This window comes from Pseudomonas sp. P5_B3, from assembly GCF_056400405.1.
Genome location: NZ_JBFULI010000008.1, coordinates 1 through 14,834, shown reverse-complemented (window position 1 = coordinate 14,834; position 14,834 = coordinate 1). Strand labels below are relative to the sequence as shown.

General features: G+C 61.2%; 14 protein-coding genes. 11 read left to right on the top strand and 3 right to left on the bottom strand.

What is annotated here, in order from left to right; genetic code table 11:
• Positions 1-142: 142 nt before the first annotated feature.
• From AC1DRN_RS07235 to araH, 4 genes are all read left to right on the top strand, one after another.
• Positions 143-961 carry an SDR family oxidoreductase gene (locus tag AC1DRN_RS07235; RefSeq protein ID WP_223459572.1) on the top strand — a complete coding sequence of 273 codons (819 nt, stop codon included), beginning with the start codon at positions 143-145 and terminating at the stop codon, positions 959-961.
• Positions 962-1,103: 142 nt separating this feature from the next.
• A complete protein-coding gene (locus tag AC1DRN_RS07230; RefSeq protein ID WP_223459570.1) occupies positions 1,104-2,108 on the top strand; it encodes a substrate-binding domain-containing protein in 1,005 nt (334 codons plus the stop codon).
• 65 nt (positions 2,109-2,173) lie between these two features.
• Entirely contained in the window at positions 2,174-3,712 is a 1,539-nt protein-coding gene (gene araG, locus AC1DRN_RS07225) for an L-arabinose ABC transporter ATP-binding protein AraG (RefSeq protein WP_223459568.1), read from the top strand.
• Positions 3,713-3,724: 12 nt separating this feature from the next.
• Complete coding sequence (gene araH / locus AC1DRN_RS07220) at positions 3,725-4,693, top strand: L-arabinose ABC transporter permease AraH (protein ID WP_223459566.1); 969 nt, start codon at positions 3,725-3,727, stop codon at positions 4,691-4,693.
• Between the two features lie 214 nt (positions 4,694-4,907).
• Here the strand turns inward: araH and AC1DRN_RS07215 are convergent, their stop codons facing one another.
• Together AC1DRN_RS07215 and AC1DRN_RS07210 are read right to left on the bottom strand one after the other, a co-directional pair.
• The gene (locus AC1DRN_RS07215; protein WP_223459564.1) at positions 4,908-5,237 is read right to left on the bottom strand and encodes a hypothetical protein; all 330 of its coding nucleotides are present in this window, start codon (positions 5,235-5,237) and stop codon (positions 4,908-4,910) included.
• An 81-nt stretch (positions 5,238-5,318) separates the two neighbouring features.
• A complete protein-coding gene (locus tag AC1DRN_RS07210; RefSeq protein WP_223459562.1) occupies positions 5,319-6,524 on the bottom strand; it encodes an MFS transporter in 1,206 nt (401 codons plus the stop codon).
• Positions 6,525-6,764: 240 nt separating this feature from the next.
• Here AC1DRN_RS07210 and AC1DRN_RS07205 point away from each other — a divergent pair, with 240 nt between their 5' ends.
• The 6 genes from AC1DRN_RS07205 to AC1DRN_RS07180 all read left to right on the top strand — a co-directional run bounded on the left by AC1DRN_RS07205 (position 6,765) and on the right by AC1DRN_RS07180 (position 12,570).
• Positions 6,765-7,247, top strand: coding sequence for a GNAT family N-acetyltransferase (locus AC1DRN_RS07205; RefSeq protein WP_057400335.1), 483 nt, complete (start codon positions 6,765-6,767; stop codon positions 7,245-7,247).
• Positions 7,248-7,394: 147 nt separating this feature from the next.
• On the top strand, positions 7,395-8,387 hold the full coding sequence (locus AC1DRN_RS07200) for a 2-dehydro-3-deoxygalactonokinase (RefSeq protein WP_223459560.1): 993 nt from the start codon (positions 7,395-7,397) through the stop codon (positions 8,385-8,387).
• A 19-nt stretch (positions 8,388-8,406) separates the two neighbouring features.
• Entirely contained in the window at positions 8,407-9,027 is a 621-nt protein-coding gene (locus AC1DRN_RS07195) for a 2-dehydro-3-deoxy-6-phosphogalactonate aldolase (protein WP_223459558.1), read from the top strand.
• Between the two features lie 48 nt (positions 9,028-9,075).
• Positions 9,076-10,224 carry a galactonate dehydratase gene (gene dgoD / locus AC1DRN_RS07190; RefSeq protein ID WP_223459556.1) on the top strand — a complete coding sequence of 383 codons (1,149 nt, stop codon included), beginning with the start codon at positions 9,076-9,078 and terminating at the stop codon, positions 10,222-10,224.
• Between the two features lie 171 nt (positions 10,225-10,395).
• Positions 10,396-11,706 carry an MFS transporter gene (locus AC1DRN_RS07185; protein ID WP_457266337.1) on the top strand — a complete coding sequence of 437 codons (1,311 nt, stop codon included), beginning with the start codon at positions 10,396-10,398 and terminating at the stop codon, positions 11,704-11,706.
• A gap of 60 nt (positions 11,707-11,766) precedes the next feature.
• Positions 11,767-12,570: an IclR family transcriptional regulator gene (locus AC1DRN_RS07180; RefSeq protein WP_223459552.1), complete on the top strand. Its 804-nt coding sequence runs from the start codon at positions 11,767-11,769 to the stop codon at positions 12,568-12,570.
• 11 nt (positions 12,571-12,581) lie between these two features.
• On the opposite strand, the gene AC1DRN_RS07175 is transcribed toward AC1DRN_RS07180, so the two are convergent.
• Positions 12,582-13,634, bottom strand: a complete 1,053-nt coding sequence (locus AC1DRN_RS07175) for an NAD(P)-dependent alcohol dehydrogenase (RefSeq protein WP_457266336.1) — start codon at positions 13,632-13,634, stop codon at positions 12,582-12,584.
• Between the two features lie 203 nt (positions 13,635-13,837).
• Here AC1DRN_RS07175 and AC1DRN_RS07170 point away from each other — a divergent pair, with 203 nt between their 5' ends.
• A complete protein-coding gene (locus tag AC1DRN_RS07170; protein ID WP_457266335.1) occupies positions 13,838-14,728 on the top strand; it encodes an AraC family transcriptional regulator in 891 nt (296 codons plus the stop codon).
• Positions 14,729-14,834: the final 106 nt, after the last annotated feature.

Sequence of the window (14,834 nt, the reverse complement as noted above, 5' to 3'; positions counted from 1 at the left end):
GTGCTCCCTTGCGGAGCCAGTGTCTCAGAGCGTTTCCGAGCTGAAACGTTTTCGCGTTCTACTGTTTCCTACTCAACGCCTTTTGACCGGACATCGACAGATGACCGGTTTTCGTCGTGTTCTCGAACAGGAGTCTTGATCCATGGCTGAACCACTGTCATTGCCACCAGTACCCGAACCGCCCAAGGGCGAACGCCTGAAAAACAAGGTCGTATTGCTGACCGGTGCCGCCCAGGGCATTGGCGAAGCGATTGTGGCGACCTTCGCATCCCAGCAGGCCAGGTTGATCATCAGCGACATTCAGGCCGAGAAAGTCGAGAAAGTTGCGGCGCACTGGCGGGACAAAGGCGCCGATGTGGTGGCGATCAAGGCTGACGTTTCTCATCAACAGGACCTGCATGCGATGGCCAGGTTGGCAGTCGAACGACACGGCCGGATTGACGTGCTGGTCAACTGCGCCGGGGTCAACGTATTCCGTGACCCGCTGGAAATGACCGAGGAAGACTGGCGTCGCTGCTTTGCCATCGACCTCGATGGCGCCTGGTACGGTTGCAAGGCGGTGCTGCCGCAGATGATCGAGCAGGGCATCGGCAGCATCATCAACATTGCCTCCACCCATTCCTCCCACATCATTCCGGGCTGCTTTCCGTACCCGGTGGCCAAGCATGGCCTGCTCGGCCTGACCCGCGCACTGGGCATCGAATATGCGGCCAAGGGCATCCGCGTCAATGCCATTGCGCCGGGTTACATCGAAACCCAGATCAACATCGATTACTGGAACGGTTTCGCCGACCCCCACGCCGAACGCCAGCGCGCGTTTGACCTGCACCCGCCGCGTCGCATCGGTCAGCCGATCGAAGTGGCAATGACCGCCGTGTTCCTGGCCAGCGATGAAGCGCCGTTCATCAATGCTTCGTGCATCACCATTGATGGCGGGCGTTCGGTGATGTACCACGACTGAGTCATCGGGCTTTCAGGCGACTTGCTACGCCTGAAATCCAATCATCATACGATATGACTATTGGTAGTGCGGTTTTACCGCCCATTGGTTTACAAATAACGCTTTCAAAGAACGCTCAAGAACAATAACAAGGAGTCAGCTTATGAATCGTCGTCATGCTATCCGTTCCCTGTGCTGTGCCGCGTTGGCGGTCTCGGCGGTCAGCCTGAGCAGCACGCTGCTGGCGGCCGAGCAAGTGAAGATCGGTTTCCTGGTCAAGCAAGCGGAAGAACCCTGGTTCCAGACTGAATGGGCCTTTGCCGAAAAGGCCGGGAAAGAGAAGGGCTTCACCCTGATCAAGATCGCCGTGCCGGACGGTGAGAAAACCCTTTCCGCCATCGACAGCCTCGCGGCCAACGGCGCCAAAGGCTTTGTGATCTGCCCGCCTGACGTGTCCCTGGGACCTGCGATCATGGCCAAGGCCAAACTCAACGGGCTGAAAGTGATTGCCGTTGATGACCGTTTCGTCGATGCCAGCGGCAAGTTCATGGAGGATGTGCCGTACCTCGGCATGGCCGCGTTCGAAGTCGGCCAGAAGCAGGGCAACGCCATGGCCACCGAGGCGAAGAAGCGCGGCTGGGACTGGAAAGACACCTATGCGGTGATCAACACCTACAACGAACTCGACACCGGCAAGAAGCGCACCGACGGCTCGGTCAAGGCACTCGAAGACGCCGGTATGCCGAAAGACCACATCCTGTTCGCGGCCCTCAAGACCCTCGACGTGCCGGGTAGCATGGACGCCACCAACTCCGCCCTGGTGAAACTGCCGGGTGCGGCGAAGAACCTGATCATCGGCGGCATGAACGACAACACCGTGCTCGGCGGCGTACGCGCCACCGAGAGTGCGGGTTTCGCTGCGGCCAACGTGATCGGCATCGGTATCAACGGTACCGACGCCATCGGCGAGCTGAAGAAACCCGACAGCGGCTTCTACGGCTCGATGCTGCCAAGCCCGCACATCGAGGGCTACAACACCGCGAGCATGATGTACGAGTGGGTTACCACCGGCACTGAACCGGCGAAATTCACCGCCATGGACGACGTGACGCTGATCACCCGCGACAACTTCAAGCAGGAACTGGAAAAGATCGGCCTGTGGAACTGACGGCCGTTTGATTTCAGCGGCGGCCTCGGCGACGGGGCTGCCTGACCGGTTTGAAGAGGTGGGTTATGCACGCGCAAACAAATACACAACAACACAGCGGCAGCTTGCGCTTCAACGGGATCGGCAAGACCTTTCCCGGGGTGAAGGCGCTGGACAACATCAGCTTCGTCGCCCATCCGGGGCAGGTTCATGCCTTGATGGGCGAGAACGGTGCCGGCAAGTCGACGCTGCTGAAAATCCTCGGCGGGGCCTATACGCCCAGCAGCGGTGCCTTGCAGATCGGCGAACGGGCGATGGACTTCAAGTCCACCGCCGACAGCATCGGCAGTGGCGTCGCGGTGATCCACCAGGAGCTGCATCTGGTGCCGGAAATGACCGTGGCGGAGAACCTGTTTCTGGGGCATCTGCCGGCCAGTTTCGGCCTGATCAACCGCGGTGCCCTGCGCCAGCAGGCACTGGCCTGTCTCAAGGGCCTGGCCGATGAAATCGACCCGCAAGAGAAAGTCGGGCGCCTGTCCCTCGGCCAGCGGCAATTGGTGGAAATCGCCAAGGCGTTGTCCCGTGGCGCCCACGTGATTGCCTTCGACGAACCCACCAGCAGCCTTTCGGCGCGGGAGATCGAGCGCTTGATGGCGATCATCGGCCGGCTGCGGGACGAGGGCAAAGTGGTGCTCTACGTGTCCCATCGCATGGAAGAGGTGTTTCGCATTTGTGATGCTGTGACGGTGTTCAAGGACGGGCGATACGTGCGCACGTTCGAGGACATGGGCCAGTTGACCCACGATCAACTGGTCACCTGCATGGTCGGTCGTGACATTCAGGACATCTACGATTACCGCCCCCGTCAGCGTGGCGCGGTGGCGTTCAAGGTCGACGGTTTGCTTGGGCCGGGGTTGCGTGAGCCGGTGAGTTTCGAGGTGCACAAGGGCGAAATCCTCGGGCTGTTCGGGCTGGTCGGTGCCGGTCGCACCGAGCTGTTGCGCCTGCTCAGCGGCCTGGCGCGCAACAGCGCCGGACACCTGAAGCTTCGTGGCCATGAGCTGAAGCTGCGTTCACCCCGGGACGCGATTGCCGCCGGGATCCTGTTGTGCCCCGAGGACCGCAAGAAGGAAGGCATCCTGCCGCTGGCCAGCGTCGCCGAGAACATCAACATCAGCGCACGCGGCGCCCATGCCACCTTCGGCTGCTTGTTGCGCGGCCTGTGGGAGAAGGACAACGCCGACCAGCAGATCAAGGCGCTCAAGGTGAAAACGCCCCATGCCGGGCAGCAGATCAAGTTTCTTTCCGGCGGTAATCAGCAGAAGGCCATTCTCGGCCGCTGGCTATCGATGCCGATGAAAGTGTTGCTGCTTGACGAACCCACCCGCGGCATCGACATCGGTGCCAAGGCCGAGATCTACCAGATCATCCATAACCTGGCGGCCGAGGGGATCGCGGTGATTGTGGTGTCCAGCGACTTGATGGAAGTCATGGGCATTTCCGACCGCATCCTGGTGCTGTGCGAAGGCGCCCTGCGTGGCGAGCTGAGCCGCGAACAGGCCAACGAATCCAACCTGCTGCAACTGGCTTTGCCGCGCCAACGCGCCGACGGCGTGGCGAACTGAGAGGTGACTATGATGACAACCCAAGACAACACCCTGCCAACCACCCGCAAACCGCTGGACCTGCGGCGCTTCCTCGATGACTGGGTGATGCTGCTGGCGGCCGTCGGCATCTTTGTCGCCTGCACTTTGCTGATCGACAACTTCCTTTCACCGCTGAACATGCGTGGCCTGGGCCTGGCGATTTCCACCACCGGGATCGCGGCGTGCACCATGTTGTATTGCCTGGCGTCCGGGCATTTCGACTTGTCAGTGGGCTCGGTGATTGCCTGCGCCGGGGTGGTCGCGGCGGTGGTGATGCGCGACACCGACAGCGTGTTTCTCGGAGTCTGTGCGGCGCTGGTGATGGGGCTGATCGTCGGGCTGATCAACGGCATCGTGATTGCCAAGCTGCGGGTCAACGCGTTGATCACCACGCTGGCGACCATGCAGATCGTGCGCGGCCTGGCCTACATCTTCGCCAATGGCAAAGCGGTGGGGGTGTCCCAGGAGTCGTTCTTCGTCTTCGGTAACGGCCAGTTGTTCGGCGTGCCGGTACCGATCCTGATCACCATCGTCTGTTTCCTGTTCTTCGGCTGGCTGCTGAACTACACCACCTACGGGCGCAACACCATGGCCATCGGCGGCAACCAGGAAGCGGCGCTGCTGGCCGGTGTGAATGTCGACCGGACCAAGATCATCATCTTTGCCGTGCACGGCGTGATCGGTGCCTTGGCCGGGGTAATCCTGGCGTCGCGCATGACCTCCGGCCAACCGATGATCGGCCAGGGTTTCGAGCTGACGGTGATCTCGGCCTGCGTGTTGGGCGGGGTTTCGTTGAGTGGCGGGATCGGCATGATCCGGCACGTGATTGCCGGGGTACTGATTCTGGCGATTATCGAGAATGCGATGAACCTGAAGAACATCGATACGTTTTATCAGTATGTGATTCGGGGTTCGATTCTGCTTCTGGCCGTCGTGATTGACCGCCTGAAACAGCGCTGACACCCATTACACCTGTGGGAGCGAGCTTGCTCGCGATGGCGGAGTGTCAGCCAGCATTTATGTTGGATGTGCCGGCCTCATCGCGAGCAAGCTCGCTCCCACAGTGATTTGTGTCGTGCACAAATATTGTCAGTGCCCTAATCCCTGTGGGAGCGGGCTTGCCCGCGAAGAGGCCCTGATATTCTCCGCCTGAGTTGCTGTCCCCAAACAGCAACTATTGGCTGTCGGCGCCCTCATCACCCGAGTCACCGCTGGTGGTCGAGCCAAGTCCACCACTGTTGGGTGTTTTGCTGCCTGGCAAACTCATACCACCCTGACGTCCCGCATCTTTGCCTTGAGCCCGCGGGTCGGTGCCGGTGTAGGGCGGCAGGTTTTTGTCGATCGTCGTGCCATCGGTGTTCATGCCTGGAGCACTCTGGATCGCCGGTGCCCTGGGCTTTTCCACCGGGTTGGTCGGGCCGGTGCTCGAGCCGATGGTCCCGGCGAACGCGGCAGAAGACAGCAGGGCGGCGAGGGTGAGGGCGATCAACCTGGACAGGATCATGGTGTTGTCTCCAACGGGTAGAGTCCTTACCTGATTAGTCCGCTCTCGATCCGGATGGGTGCATTGTTAGCGACGAACGGCTCAGGCCTGTTCCAATGTCCTGACCGCTGTGGCTCTACGCCAGATCAAACGGCCCAGGGTGATCAGCCAGTTGAGCGCAGCCACCGCCAGCACCGTGAGCAACAACGTGGTCATGCCTTGTTCGACGATGATTTTTCCGGCCAGCAAAGGAAAGCCGAATACGCCGATGAAGTACGACAGGCTGAACAGCAACAAGGATTGCGCGGTGGTGCCGTTCGGCGCTTCATTGGCGGCCAGGCCGTTGATCACCGAGTAGGTCAGGCCGTAACCGATCCCGAGCATCACTGCCGCGAGCACGTAGCTGAAGCTGCTGTCGACGACAAAACCGAACATCACGATCGATGCCAGCATCAGCCCCGAAAGCAGGCACGATGCACGCAATGGATCGCGCTTGACCACGAAACCGGCAACCAGCATGCGGCCGCTGATCGCCGCGCTCATGAAGCCGAGGAAGAACAGCGAATAGTCGAGCGAACGCGCCACCGCATAACTGGTTTGAAAACTCGACAGACCGCCGAACACGCAGCCTCCCAGACCGACCATGATGATCGGGAAAACGGCTCTGGACGACAGCACCTGACCTGCTGCGCGCCAGGAAATCCGCGACACGCTGGTCGATGGCATATGGGCCTGTTTCAATTGCCGGTCCAGTCGCCAGAACAGCAGTACACCGATCAGGCTGGCCAGTGCCGCCAGATAAAACGCCGCAGTCACCGGATAACCGAGGGCGCTCGCCGCGCGGCCGAGCAACGGGCCACTACCAATCCCGGTCATCATGCTGCCCGACAGCAGGGCGAAGTATTTGGCGCGCTGTGCAGGTGTCACCAGGCTTGCCACGATGATCGGACCGAGGGTGTAGAACACGCCCCAGCCCAGTCCCAGCAGCAGGCCGAAAAACAACAGCAGATGGCCAAAGCCCGGGGTCAGGGCGAAGCCCAGGCTGGCCGCTACCAGCAAAACACCGAACAGCGCCACCGATCGGGCGGCACCGAGCGAATCGGACAAATGACCGGAAACAATCACCGCCGCAAAAGTGCTGAGCATCGCCGCTGAAATCACACTGCCGGCGTCGTGCTCGTTGCCACCGCGAGAACCGATCAGCAACGACAGCAAAAACGTCGAACCGTAGGACAGCGACAACAGGTAACTGGCGAGGCAAAACAGGCCGAACAACTTGCTTGAGACAGGAGGTGTTGCGGTAGACATGGCGCGGTTCCTTGGCCGGATAAATGAGCAGCGCGGCTATCTAATCACGCAGTGCCCGAATGTTAGGTCCGAGGTTATCGATGCCAGGGTTAGTGTTGGCCGGAGTAAAGCTTCCAGACACTTTGTGGCGGATCAGCTTTTGTGGCGAGGGAGCTTGCTCCCTCGCCACAGGCAAGCCCCCTCGCCACAAGTACCGCGCCGACTTAGTATGGCGTTTTCCACTTTTGACAAGGCACGTCCATGACGATCGAAATCCGCCCGGCGACCCCCAGTGACGCACCGCAAATCCTCGCGTTCATCACTGAACTGGCCGACTACGAGCGTGCCCGCCATGAAGTCATCGCCAGTGTTGCCGACATCGAACGCAGCCTGTTCAGCGAAGGCGCCACCGCCCATGGCCTGATCTGCCTGCGCGACGGTGCACCCATCGGTTTCGCGGTGTTCTTCTTCAGCTATTCCACCTGGCTTGGCAGCAATTGCCTGTACCTCGAAGATCTCTATATCACCCCGCAACAGCGCGGCGGAGGCGCGGGCAAGACCCTGCTGCGGCATCTGGCGAAAATCGCCTGCGCCAACGACTGCGGCCGTTTCGAGTGGAGCGTGCTGGAGTGGAATACCCCGGCCATCGAATTCTACAAATCCTTGGGGGCGCAGCCGCAAGAGGAGTGGGTTCGCTATCGGATGGACGGGGCGGTGCTGCGGGATTTCGCTGCGGGTAACTGATCGCTTTTAAAAGATCGCAGCCTTCGGTCTGCGATCTTTTTTTGTATTGTCTCACAATATGGGATTGATATTTATATATTGAGATTTATCCCGGCACAGGTTTATAGTCCTGCTCACTCACTGCCAAAAACCAAAACAGGTGAAGCGATGCAGGCGCAATTGATCGCGCTCGACTGGGGGACAACCTCATTACGTGCTTACAAACTGGCTGAAGGTGGCTTGGTCCTCGAACAGCGTTCGCTGTCGTCGGGGATCATGCAGCTGCCGAAAGCGCCGCGAATCATTGGCGGCCGGGAATGCGCCGACGGCTTTGAACTGGCCTTCGATGAGGCTTGCGGCGACTGGCTCGACGCCCAGCCGGATTTGCCGGTGATTGCCTGCGGCATGGTCGGCAGCGCCCAGGGCTGGCGCGAAGCGGCCTATCGCGATACACCGGCGAACGTCGCCACTCTCGGTACTTCTCTGCAAACCGTGCGCAGCCTGCGCGGGGGCGATGTGCATATCGTGCCCGGCGTTATCGAGCGTTCGCGTTTGCCGAACGTGATGCGCGGCGAAGAAACCCAGGTGCTCGGTGTGCTGCAAAACCTGACGGGTGAGGTGGGCGCTGACCTGCTGATCGGCCTGCCGGGCAGCCATTCGAAATGGGTTGAAGTGGCCGATGGCTGCATCGTGCATTTCGATACCTTCATGACCGGCGAAGTGTTCGCCGTGCTCAGCGAGCACAGCATTCTCGGACGCACCCAACAGCGTGGTGGGTCGTTCGATGGCGATGCGTTTGATCGCGGTGTGCAGGTCGCGTTGTCGGCGGACGGTGAAACCGGTCCGCTGTCGACGATGTTCAGCGCCCGCAGTCTCGGGCTGACCGGCGAATTGAGTGCCACCGCCCAGGCGGACTACCTGTCCGGCCTGTTGATCGGCCACGAGTTGGCGGCCCTGGCCAATGTCCAGCGGCGTCGGCGCAACAGCGTGCATCTGCCGTCGATCATCCTCATCGGTAATACCCGACTCTGTGCCCGCTACAGTCGCGCGCTCGATGCCTGCGGTTTTGCCCGGGTAACCCTGGCCGAACAGGCCACCGAACGCGGATTGTGGCAACTGGCGCTCGCCGCCGGCCTGGTCACGTCCACCGCATCCCGTTAAACCTGCCTGGAGGTCTGACATGCTCAAACAAGCGCTGGCGCAAAACGGCCTGATCGCGATCCTGCGCGGCCTGTGTCCACAGGAAGCCGCCGCCATTGGCGAAGTCCTGTATGCCGCCGGATTTCGCGTCATCGAAGTGCCGCTCAATTCCCCTGAGCCGTACGAAAGTATCCGCATCCTGCGCAGTACCTTGCCCGCCGATTGCCTGATCGGCGCCGGTACGGTGTTGACGCCGGAGCAGGTCGAGCAAGTGAAAGCCGCGGGCGGCCAGGTGATCGTCATGCCCCACAGCGATCCGAAGGTCTTGCGCGCGGCGAAAGCGGCGGGGCTTTACCTGTCGCCGGGTGTCGCTACACCTACCGAAGCGTTCGCGGCACTGGCTGAAGGGGCGGATGTGCTGAAGATGTTCCCGGCTGAGCAGATGGGCCCGGCGGTCGTCAAAGCCTGGCTGGCAGTGCTGCCGGCGGGAACGATTCTGGCGCCGGTCGGGGGCATCACGCCGGACAACATGCAGTCGTTCATCGACGCTGGCGTCAAAGGCTTCGGCCTCGGCTCCGGTCTGTTCAAACCGGGCATGACGGCGGAACAAGTGGCGGCCAATGCCAAGGCCTATGTCGCTGCGTGGAAGGCCCTTCGATAAGACTTTTTGGGCGCTGCGAGCGCTGCATCTAACAAGAGAGACAAACAGATGAAAATCACCAAACTGACCACCTTCATCGTTCCGCCACGCTGGTGCTTCCTCAAGGTCGAAACCGACGAGGGCGTCACCGGTTGGGGCGAGCCCGTGGTCGAAGGTCGCGCCCACACCGTTGCCGCTGCCGTTGAAGAATTGTCCGACTACCTGATCGGCAAAGACCCGCGCAACATCGAGGACATCTGGACTGTGCTCTATCGCGGCGGCTTCTACCGTGGCGGCGCGATCCACATGAGCGCCCTGGCCGGTATCGACCAGGCCTTGTGGGACATCAAGGGCAAGGCGCTGGGCGTGTCGGTCAGCGACTTGTTGGGCGGTCAGGTACGGGACAAGATTCGTGTGTATTCGTGGATCGGCGGCGACCGTCCGGCAGATACCGCACGGGCGGCGAAAGAAGCGGTCGAGCGTGGTTTCACCGCGGTGAAAATGAACGGTACCGAAGAACTGCAATTCCTCGACACCTTCGACAAAGTCGATCAGGCCTTGGCCAACGTCGCTGCCGTGCGCGATGCCGTCGGCCCGAACGTCGGCATAGGCGTCGACTTCCATGGCCGGGTGCACAAGCCCATGGCCAAGGTGCTGATGAAGGAGCTTGATGCGTACAAGCTGATGTTCATCGAAGAACCGGTGCTCAGCGAAAACTACGAGGCGCTCAAAGAGCTCGCGCCGCTGACCAGTACGCCGATCGCTTTGGGTGAGCGGCTGTTCTCGCGCTGGGATTTCAAACGCGTGCTCAGCGAAGGCTACGTCGACATCATCCAGCCGGATGCGTCCCACGCCGGTGGCATCACCGAAACCCGCAAGATCGCCAACATGGCCGAAGCCTATGACGTGGCGCTGGCGCTGCATTGCCCGCTGGGCCCGATTGCCCTGGCAGCCTGCCTGCAACTGGACGCGGCTTGCTACAACGCGTTCATTCAGGAGCAGAGCCTGGGCATCCATTACAACGAAAGCAACGACCTGCTCGACTACGTCAAAGACCCACGGGTGTTCGACTACGACCAAGGCTTCGTGAAGATCCCGAACGGCCCGGGCCTGGGCATCGAGATCAACGAGGAATACGTGATCGAACGCGCCGCCATCGGGCACCGCTGGCGCAACCCGATCTGGCGCCATGCCGATGGCAGTTTTGCCGAGTGGTGAGTGATCTCTGATCCACCACAAATCCCTTGTAGGAGCGAGCCTGCTCGCGATGGTGTGTCAGTCGCCATCAATGGTGAATGACACACCGCTATCGCGAGCAGGCTCACTCCTGCAAGGGGTCTGCGTCAGCCTTTAGAACGACCTCAATAACCATAAGAAGAGGCACCCCTCATGCAACCGCAAACCCTCACCGGGCAGGCGTCGTTGGTGACGCCCAGCCGCAAGCGTTTTTTCATCATGGTGCTGTTGTTCATCACGGTGGTGATCAACTACCTGGACCGCAGTAACCTGTCGATTGCCGCCCCGGCGCTGACCAGTGACCTAGGCATCGACCCGATCCACGTCGGCCTGATCTTCTCTGCCTTCGGCTGGACCTACGCCGCCATGCAAATCCCCGGTGGCTGGCTGGTGGATCGCGTGCCGCCACGGATTCTGTACAGCGTTGCCTTGTTGCTGTGGTCGGTGGCCACGGTGATGCTCGGCTTCGCCGCCAGCTTCATCGCGCTGTTCGTGTTGCGCATGGCTGTCGGTGCGCTGGAAGCGCCGGCGTATCCGATCAACAGCCGCGTGGTCACCACCTGGTTCCCCGAGCGCGAGCGCGCCACGGCCATCGGTTTCTACACCTCCGGGCAATTCGTCGGCCTGGCCTTCCTGACGCCGGTACTGGCATGGCTGCAGCACGAATTCGGCTGGCACATGGTGTTCGTCACCACCGGCGCGGTGGGCATTGTGTGGGCGGTGATCTGGTACGCGGTGTATCGCGAGCCGCGGGATTTCAAAGGCGCCAATGACGCAGAGATTGATCTGATCCGCGAGGGCGGCGGGTTGGTGGATATCCAGGCCGAACAGGCCAAGGTCAAAGCCAAATTCAGCTGGACCGACCTGGGCATCGTCCTGACCAAGCGCAAACTCTGGGGCATCTACCTTGGGCAGTTCTGCCTCAACTCGACGCTGTGGTTCTTCCTGACCTGGTTCCCGACCTACCTGGTGAAATACCGCGGCATGGACTTCATCAAGTCCGGCCTGTTGGCGTCGCTGCCGTTTCTCGCCGCGTTTATCGGCGTGCTGTGTTCCGGGTTCTTCTCGGACTTCTTGATCCGTCGCGGCTACACGGTGGGTTTCGCCCGCAAATTGCCAATTATCAGCGGTTTGCTGATCTCCACCTCGATCATCGGCGCCAACTTTGTCGAGTCGACGCCGCTGGTGATTGCCTTTCTGGCACTGGCCTTCTTCGGCAACGGCCTGGCTTCGATCACCTGGTCGCTGGTATCGACGCTCGCCCCGGCGCGCCTGCTCGGGCTCACCGGCGGGGTGTTCAACTTCATCGGCAACTTGTCGGCGATTGCCACGCCTATCGTGATCGGCTTTCTCGCCACGGGTGATTCCTTTGCTCCGGCGATCACCTACATCTCGGTGCTGGCATTGATTGGCGCACTGTCCTACATCCTGCTGGTGGGCAAGGTCGAGCGTATCAAGTTGTAGTCGTGGCACGCGGGCGACCATAATGCCGCCCGTTCACTCGCTCAACGGTAAAGGCTGGATATGCAGGAAGACGCCCCAAAAATCGCCAAGGACGCCGCGCCGACCGGCACCCAGACCCTGCTTCGCGGTCTGGGTGTGGTCCAGGCCGTGGCCAGTGGCGCCCGCGATCTCAAGGAAATCGCCCGGCTGATCGGCACCACGCGCAGCACCACCCATCGCCTGGCCAGTTGCCTGGTGGACGAGCGTTATCTGCGGGTGGTGCCGCAAGTCGGTTATCTGCTGGGGCCGAAACTGATTGAACTGGGGTTCCAGGCCCGTGAAGAGTTGCCGCTGGTGACCCTGGCCGGGCCGTATCTGGACGAGTTGTCGGCATTGACCGGCGACACCATTCACCTGGCGATTCGTGAAGGCGACGAAGTGTTGTACCTACACAAGAATCCGGGGCGCAATGGCCCGGAAATGCGTTCGCGGGTCGGTCATCGCATGCCGTTGGCGCGCACCGGGATCGGCAAGGCGCTGATGCTCGATGATTCACCGCAAGAGTGGCAGCGCCTGTACGAAGTCAGTCTGCCGGTGGGTGGGAAAAATCAATTCTGGCCGCAGCACCCGGAGCAATCCTGGGAGCAGTTTCAGCAGCGCATGGTCGAGTACGTGGCCGGCGGTTACGCCTTCGATCTGGAAGATAACGAACCGTCGATCCGTTGCGTGGCTGCGCCGGTCCGCGATGCCAGCAAACGCATCGTCGCCGGCATCAGCATCGCCAGTACCGTGCCGTACATGCCGCTGGAAAAAATGGCCGAGCTGATTCCCCTGATCAAAGGGGTCACGGCCCGGCTGTCGGCGGAGCTTGGTTTGAAGGTTTAAGCCTTGAAGGTTTAGAGCTTCAATGTCGCCATGTCGATGACGAAGCGGTACTTCACGTCACCGGCGATCATGCGGGCGTAAGCCTCGTTGATCTGGCGGATGTCGAGCATTTCGATGTCGCAGGTGATGTTGTGTTCGGCGCAGAAATCCAGCACTTCCTGGGTTTCGGCGATGCCGCCGATCAGCGAGCCGGCCAATACCCGGCGGCCCAAGACCAGTTTGGCCGCATGCACTGGCGGCTCTACGGGTTCGATCAACCCCACCAGAATATGCACACCGTCGAAACGCAGGGTGTCGAGGTAGGGGTTGAGGTCGTGCTGCACCGGAATGGTGTCGAGCAGGAAGTCGAAGTGACCGGCGGCAGCCTGCATCTGCGCGTCATCGGTGGACACGATCACATGGTCCGCGCCCTGGCGGCGAGCCTCTTCGGCCTTGCTTGCCGAACGGGTGAACAGCGTCACTTCGGCGCCCATGGCCTTGGCGAACTTGATGCCCATGTGGCCCAGGCCGCCCATGCCGAGAATCCCGACCTTGTCACCGGCCTTCACGCCGTAGTGCTTGAGCGGTGAGTAGGTGGTGATGCCGGCGCACAGGATCGGCGCGGCGCTGGCCAGGGCCAGTTTTTCCGGGATGCGCACCACGAAATGCTCGCTGACCACGATGCTGTCGGAGTAACCACCCATGGTGTTGCTGCCATCCACGCGGTCCGGGGTGGCGTAGGTCATGGTCGGGCCTTCGAGGCAGTATTGCTCCAGGTCGGCCTGGCAAGCTTCGCAATGGCGGCACGAATCGACCATGCAGCCAACACCGACCAGATCGCCGACTTTGTGTTGGGTGACATTCGCACCGACGGCGGTCACTTTGCCTACGATTTCGTGACCAGGCATCAGCGGGTAAACAGCAATGCCCCACTCGTTGCGGGCCTGATGGATGTCGGAATGGCAGACGCCGCAGTAGAGAATCTCGATGGCAACGTCGTCAGGCCTTGGGCTGCGACGTTCGAATTTCACGGGGGCGAGGGGAGTGGTGGCCGACTGGGCGGCGTATCCGATGGCGGTGTACATGGTGAACCTCGCAAAAGCGCTGACGGGTGAGGTGGCGCATTCTGGGCGCCGAACCCGGTAGCGACCATGGCGATTCCTCCGGGTGTCATGCCTATTCCTCCGGCATGCGGGTGTGGGCCGTCGCATTGGCCAGCGGATCTGCGATGATGCTTTCGTCCCTTTTTCCGTGACTTTTTTTGTGACTTTTTTTGTGAAGAGCCCCGATGCTGCTGACCCGTCATCTTGATGCCAATGCCAGCCTGGTTTCGCTGATCGAGCCGCTGTCCACTCGTAACGGTTTCGTCCCGACCGCGTTGCCGGGCGTGCAGGTTCTGCGGGCCAGTTGCGATGTAGCCCGTGGGCCGCAGATCTACGAGCCGAGCCTGGTGATCATCGCCCAGGGCAGCAAACTGGCGTACCTGGGGCCGCGCACCCTTGAATACGGGGCGGGGCACTATCTGATTCAGGCGCTGCCGGTGCCGTTCGAGTGTGAAACCTTTGCCGCGCCGGACGGGCCGATGCTGGGCGTTTCTGTCGCGATCGACCGGGTGATGCTGGGCGAACTGGTGTTGGCGATGGGCCTGGCGCCAGGGCGGCATATTCCGGCGCAAACACCTGAGTCCATGACCTCGGCAGTGCTCGATGATGCGATGCGCGGTTGTGTCGAGCGGCTGTTGCGTTGCCTGCACGATCCGCTGGAGTGCCAGGTCATGGGGCAAGCGCGCTTGCGCGAGTTGCTGTTCGTCGCGTTACGTGGTCCACAAGCCGATGTATTGCGGGCGTTGGTTGAGCAGCAAGGGCAATTTGCCCGGATCGCGGCATCCCTCAGTCATCTGCATGCGCATTTTGCCGAACCGCTGAACGTCGAGACCCTGGCCAGTTGCGCGAACATGAGTGCGTCGACCTTTCACGAGCATTTCAAGCGCAGCACCTTGTTGTCGCCGGTGCAGTATCTGAAGCGATTGCGTCTGCTCAAGGCGCAGCAGTTGTTGCTGGGCGAGGGGCTGGGCGTGGCGCAGGTGGCGCATCGGGTGGGGTATCAGAGCACGTCGCAGTTCAGTCGCGAGTACAAGCGCTACTTCGAGCGTAATCCGGGTGATGAGCGCGCAGCCTGATCCACCGATAAACCCTGTAGGAGCGAGCCTGCTCGCGATGAGGGAGTGTCAGCCGCCGTCAATGTTTTCTGATGTACCGCTATCGCGAGCAGGCTCGCTCCTACAG

What these genes read in the sequence shown, in the direction of transcription:
- AC1DRN_RS07180 (WP_223459552.1), top strand. Translation starts at nt 11,767, where the DNA reads ATGCAGGAAGACGCCCCAAAAATCGCCAAGGACGCCGCGCCGACCGGC.
- AC1DRN_RS07215 (WP_223459564.1), bottom strand. Translation starts at nt 5,237, where the DNA reads ATGATCCTGTCCAGGTTGATCGCCCTCACCCTCGCCGCCCTGCTGTCT.
- AC1DRN_RS07230 (WP_223459570.1), top strand. Translation starts at nt 1,104, where the DNA reads ATGAATCGTCGTCATGCTATCCGTTCCCTGTGCTGTGCCGCGTTGGCG.
- AC1DRN_RS07200 (WP_223459560.1), top strand. Translation starts at nt 7,395, where the DNA reads ATGCAGGCGCAATTGATCGCGCTCGACTGGGGGACAACCTCATTACGT.
- araG (WP_223459568.1), top strand. Translation starts at nt 2,174, where the DNA reads ATGCACGCGCAAACAAATACACAACAACACAGCGGCAGCTTGCGCTTC.
- AC1DRN_RS07195 (WP_223459558.1), top strand. Translation starts at nt 8,407, where the DNA reads ATGCTCAAACAAGCGCTGGCGCAAAACGGCCTGATCGCGATCCTGCGC.
- araH (WP_223459566.1), top strand. Translation starts at nt 3,725, where the DNA reads ATGACAACCCAAGACAACACCCTGCCAACCACCCGCAAACCGCTGGAC.
- AC1DRN_RS07235 (WP_223459572.1), top strand. Translation starts at nt 143, where the DNA reads ATGGCTGAACCACTGTCATTGCCACCAGTACCCGAACCGCCCAAGGGC.
- AC1DRN_RS07175 (WP_457266336.1), bottom strand. Translation starts at nt 13,634, where the DNA reads ATGTACACCGCCATCGGATACGCCGCCCAGTCGGCCACCACTCCCCTC.
- AC1DRN_RS07185 (WP_457266337.1), top strand. Translation starts at nt 10,396, where the DNA reads ATGCAACCGCAAACCCTCACCGGGCAGGCGTCGTTGGTGACGCCCAGC.
- dgoD (WP_223459556.1), top strand. Translation starts at nt 9,076, where the DNA reads ATGAAAATCACCAAACTGACCACCTTCATCGTTCCGCCACGCTGGTGC.
- AC1DRN_RS07210 (WP_223459562.1), bottom strand. Translation starts at nt 6,524, where the DNA reads ATGTCTACCGCAACACCTCCTGTCTCAAGCAAGTTGTTCGGCCTGTTT.
- AC1DRN_RS07170 (WP_457266335.1), top strand. Translation starts at nt 13,838, where the DNA reads ATGCTGCTGACCCGTCATCTTGATGCCAATGCCAGCCTGGTTTCGCTG.
- AC1DRN_RS07205 (WP_057400335.1), top strand. Translation starts at nt 6,765, where the DNA reads ATGACGATCGAAATCCGCCCGGCGACCCCCAGTGACGCACCGCAAATC.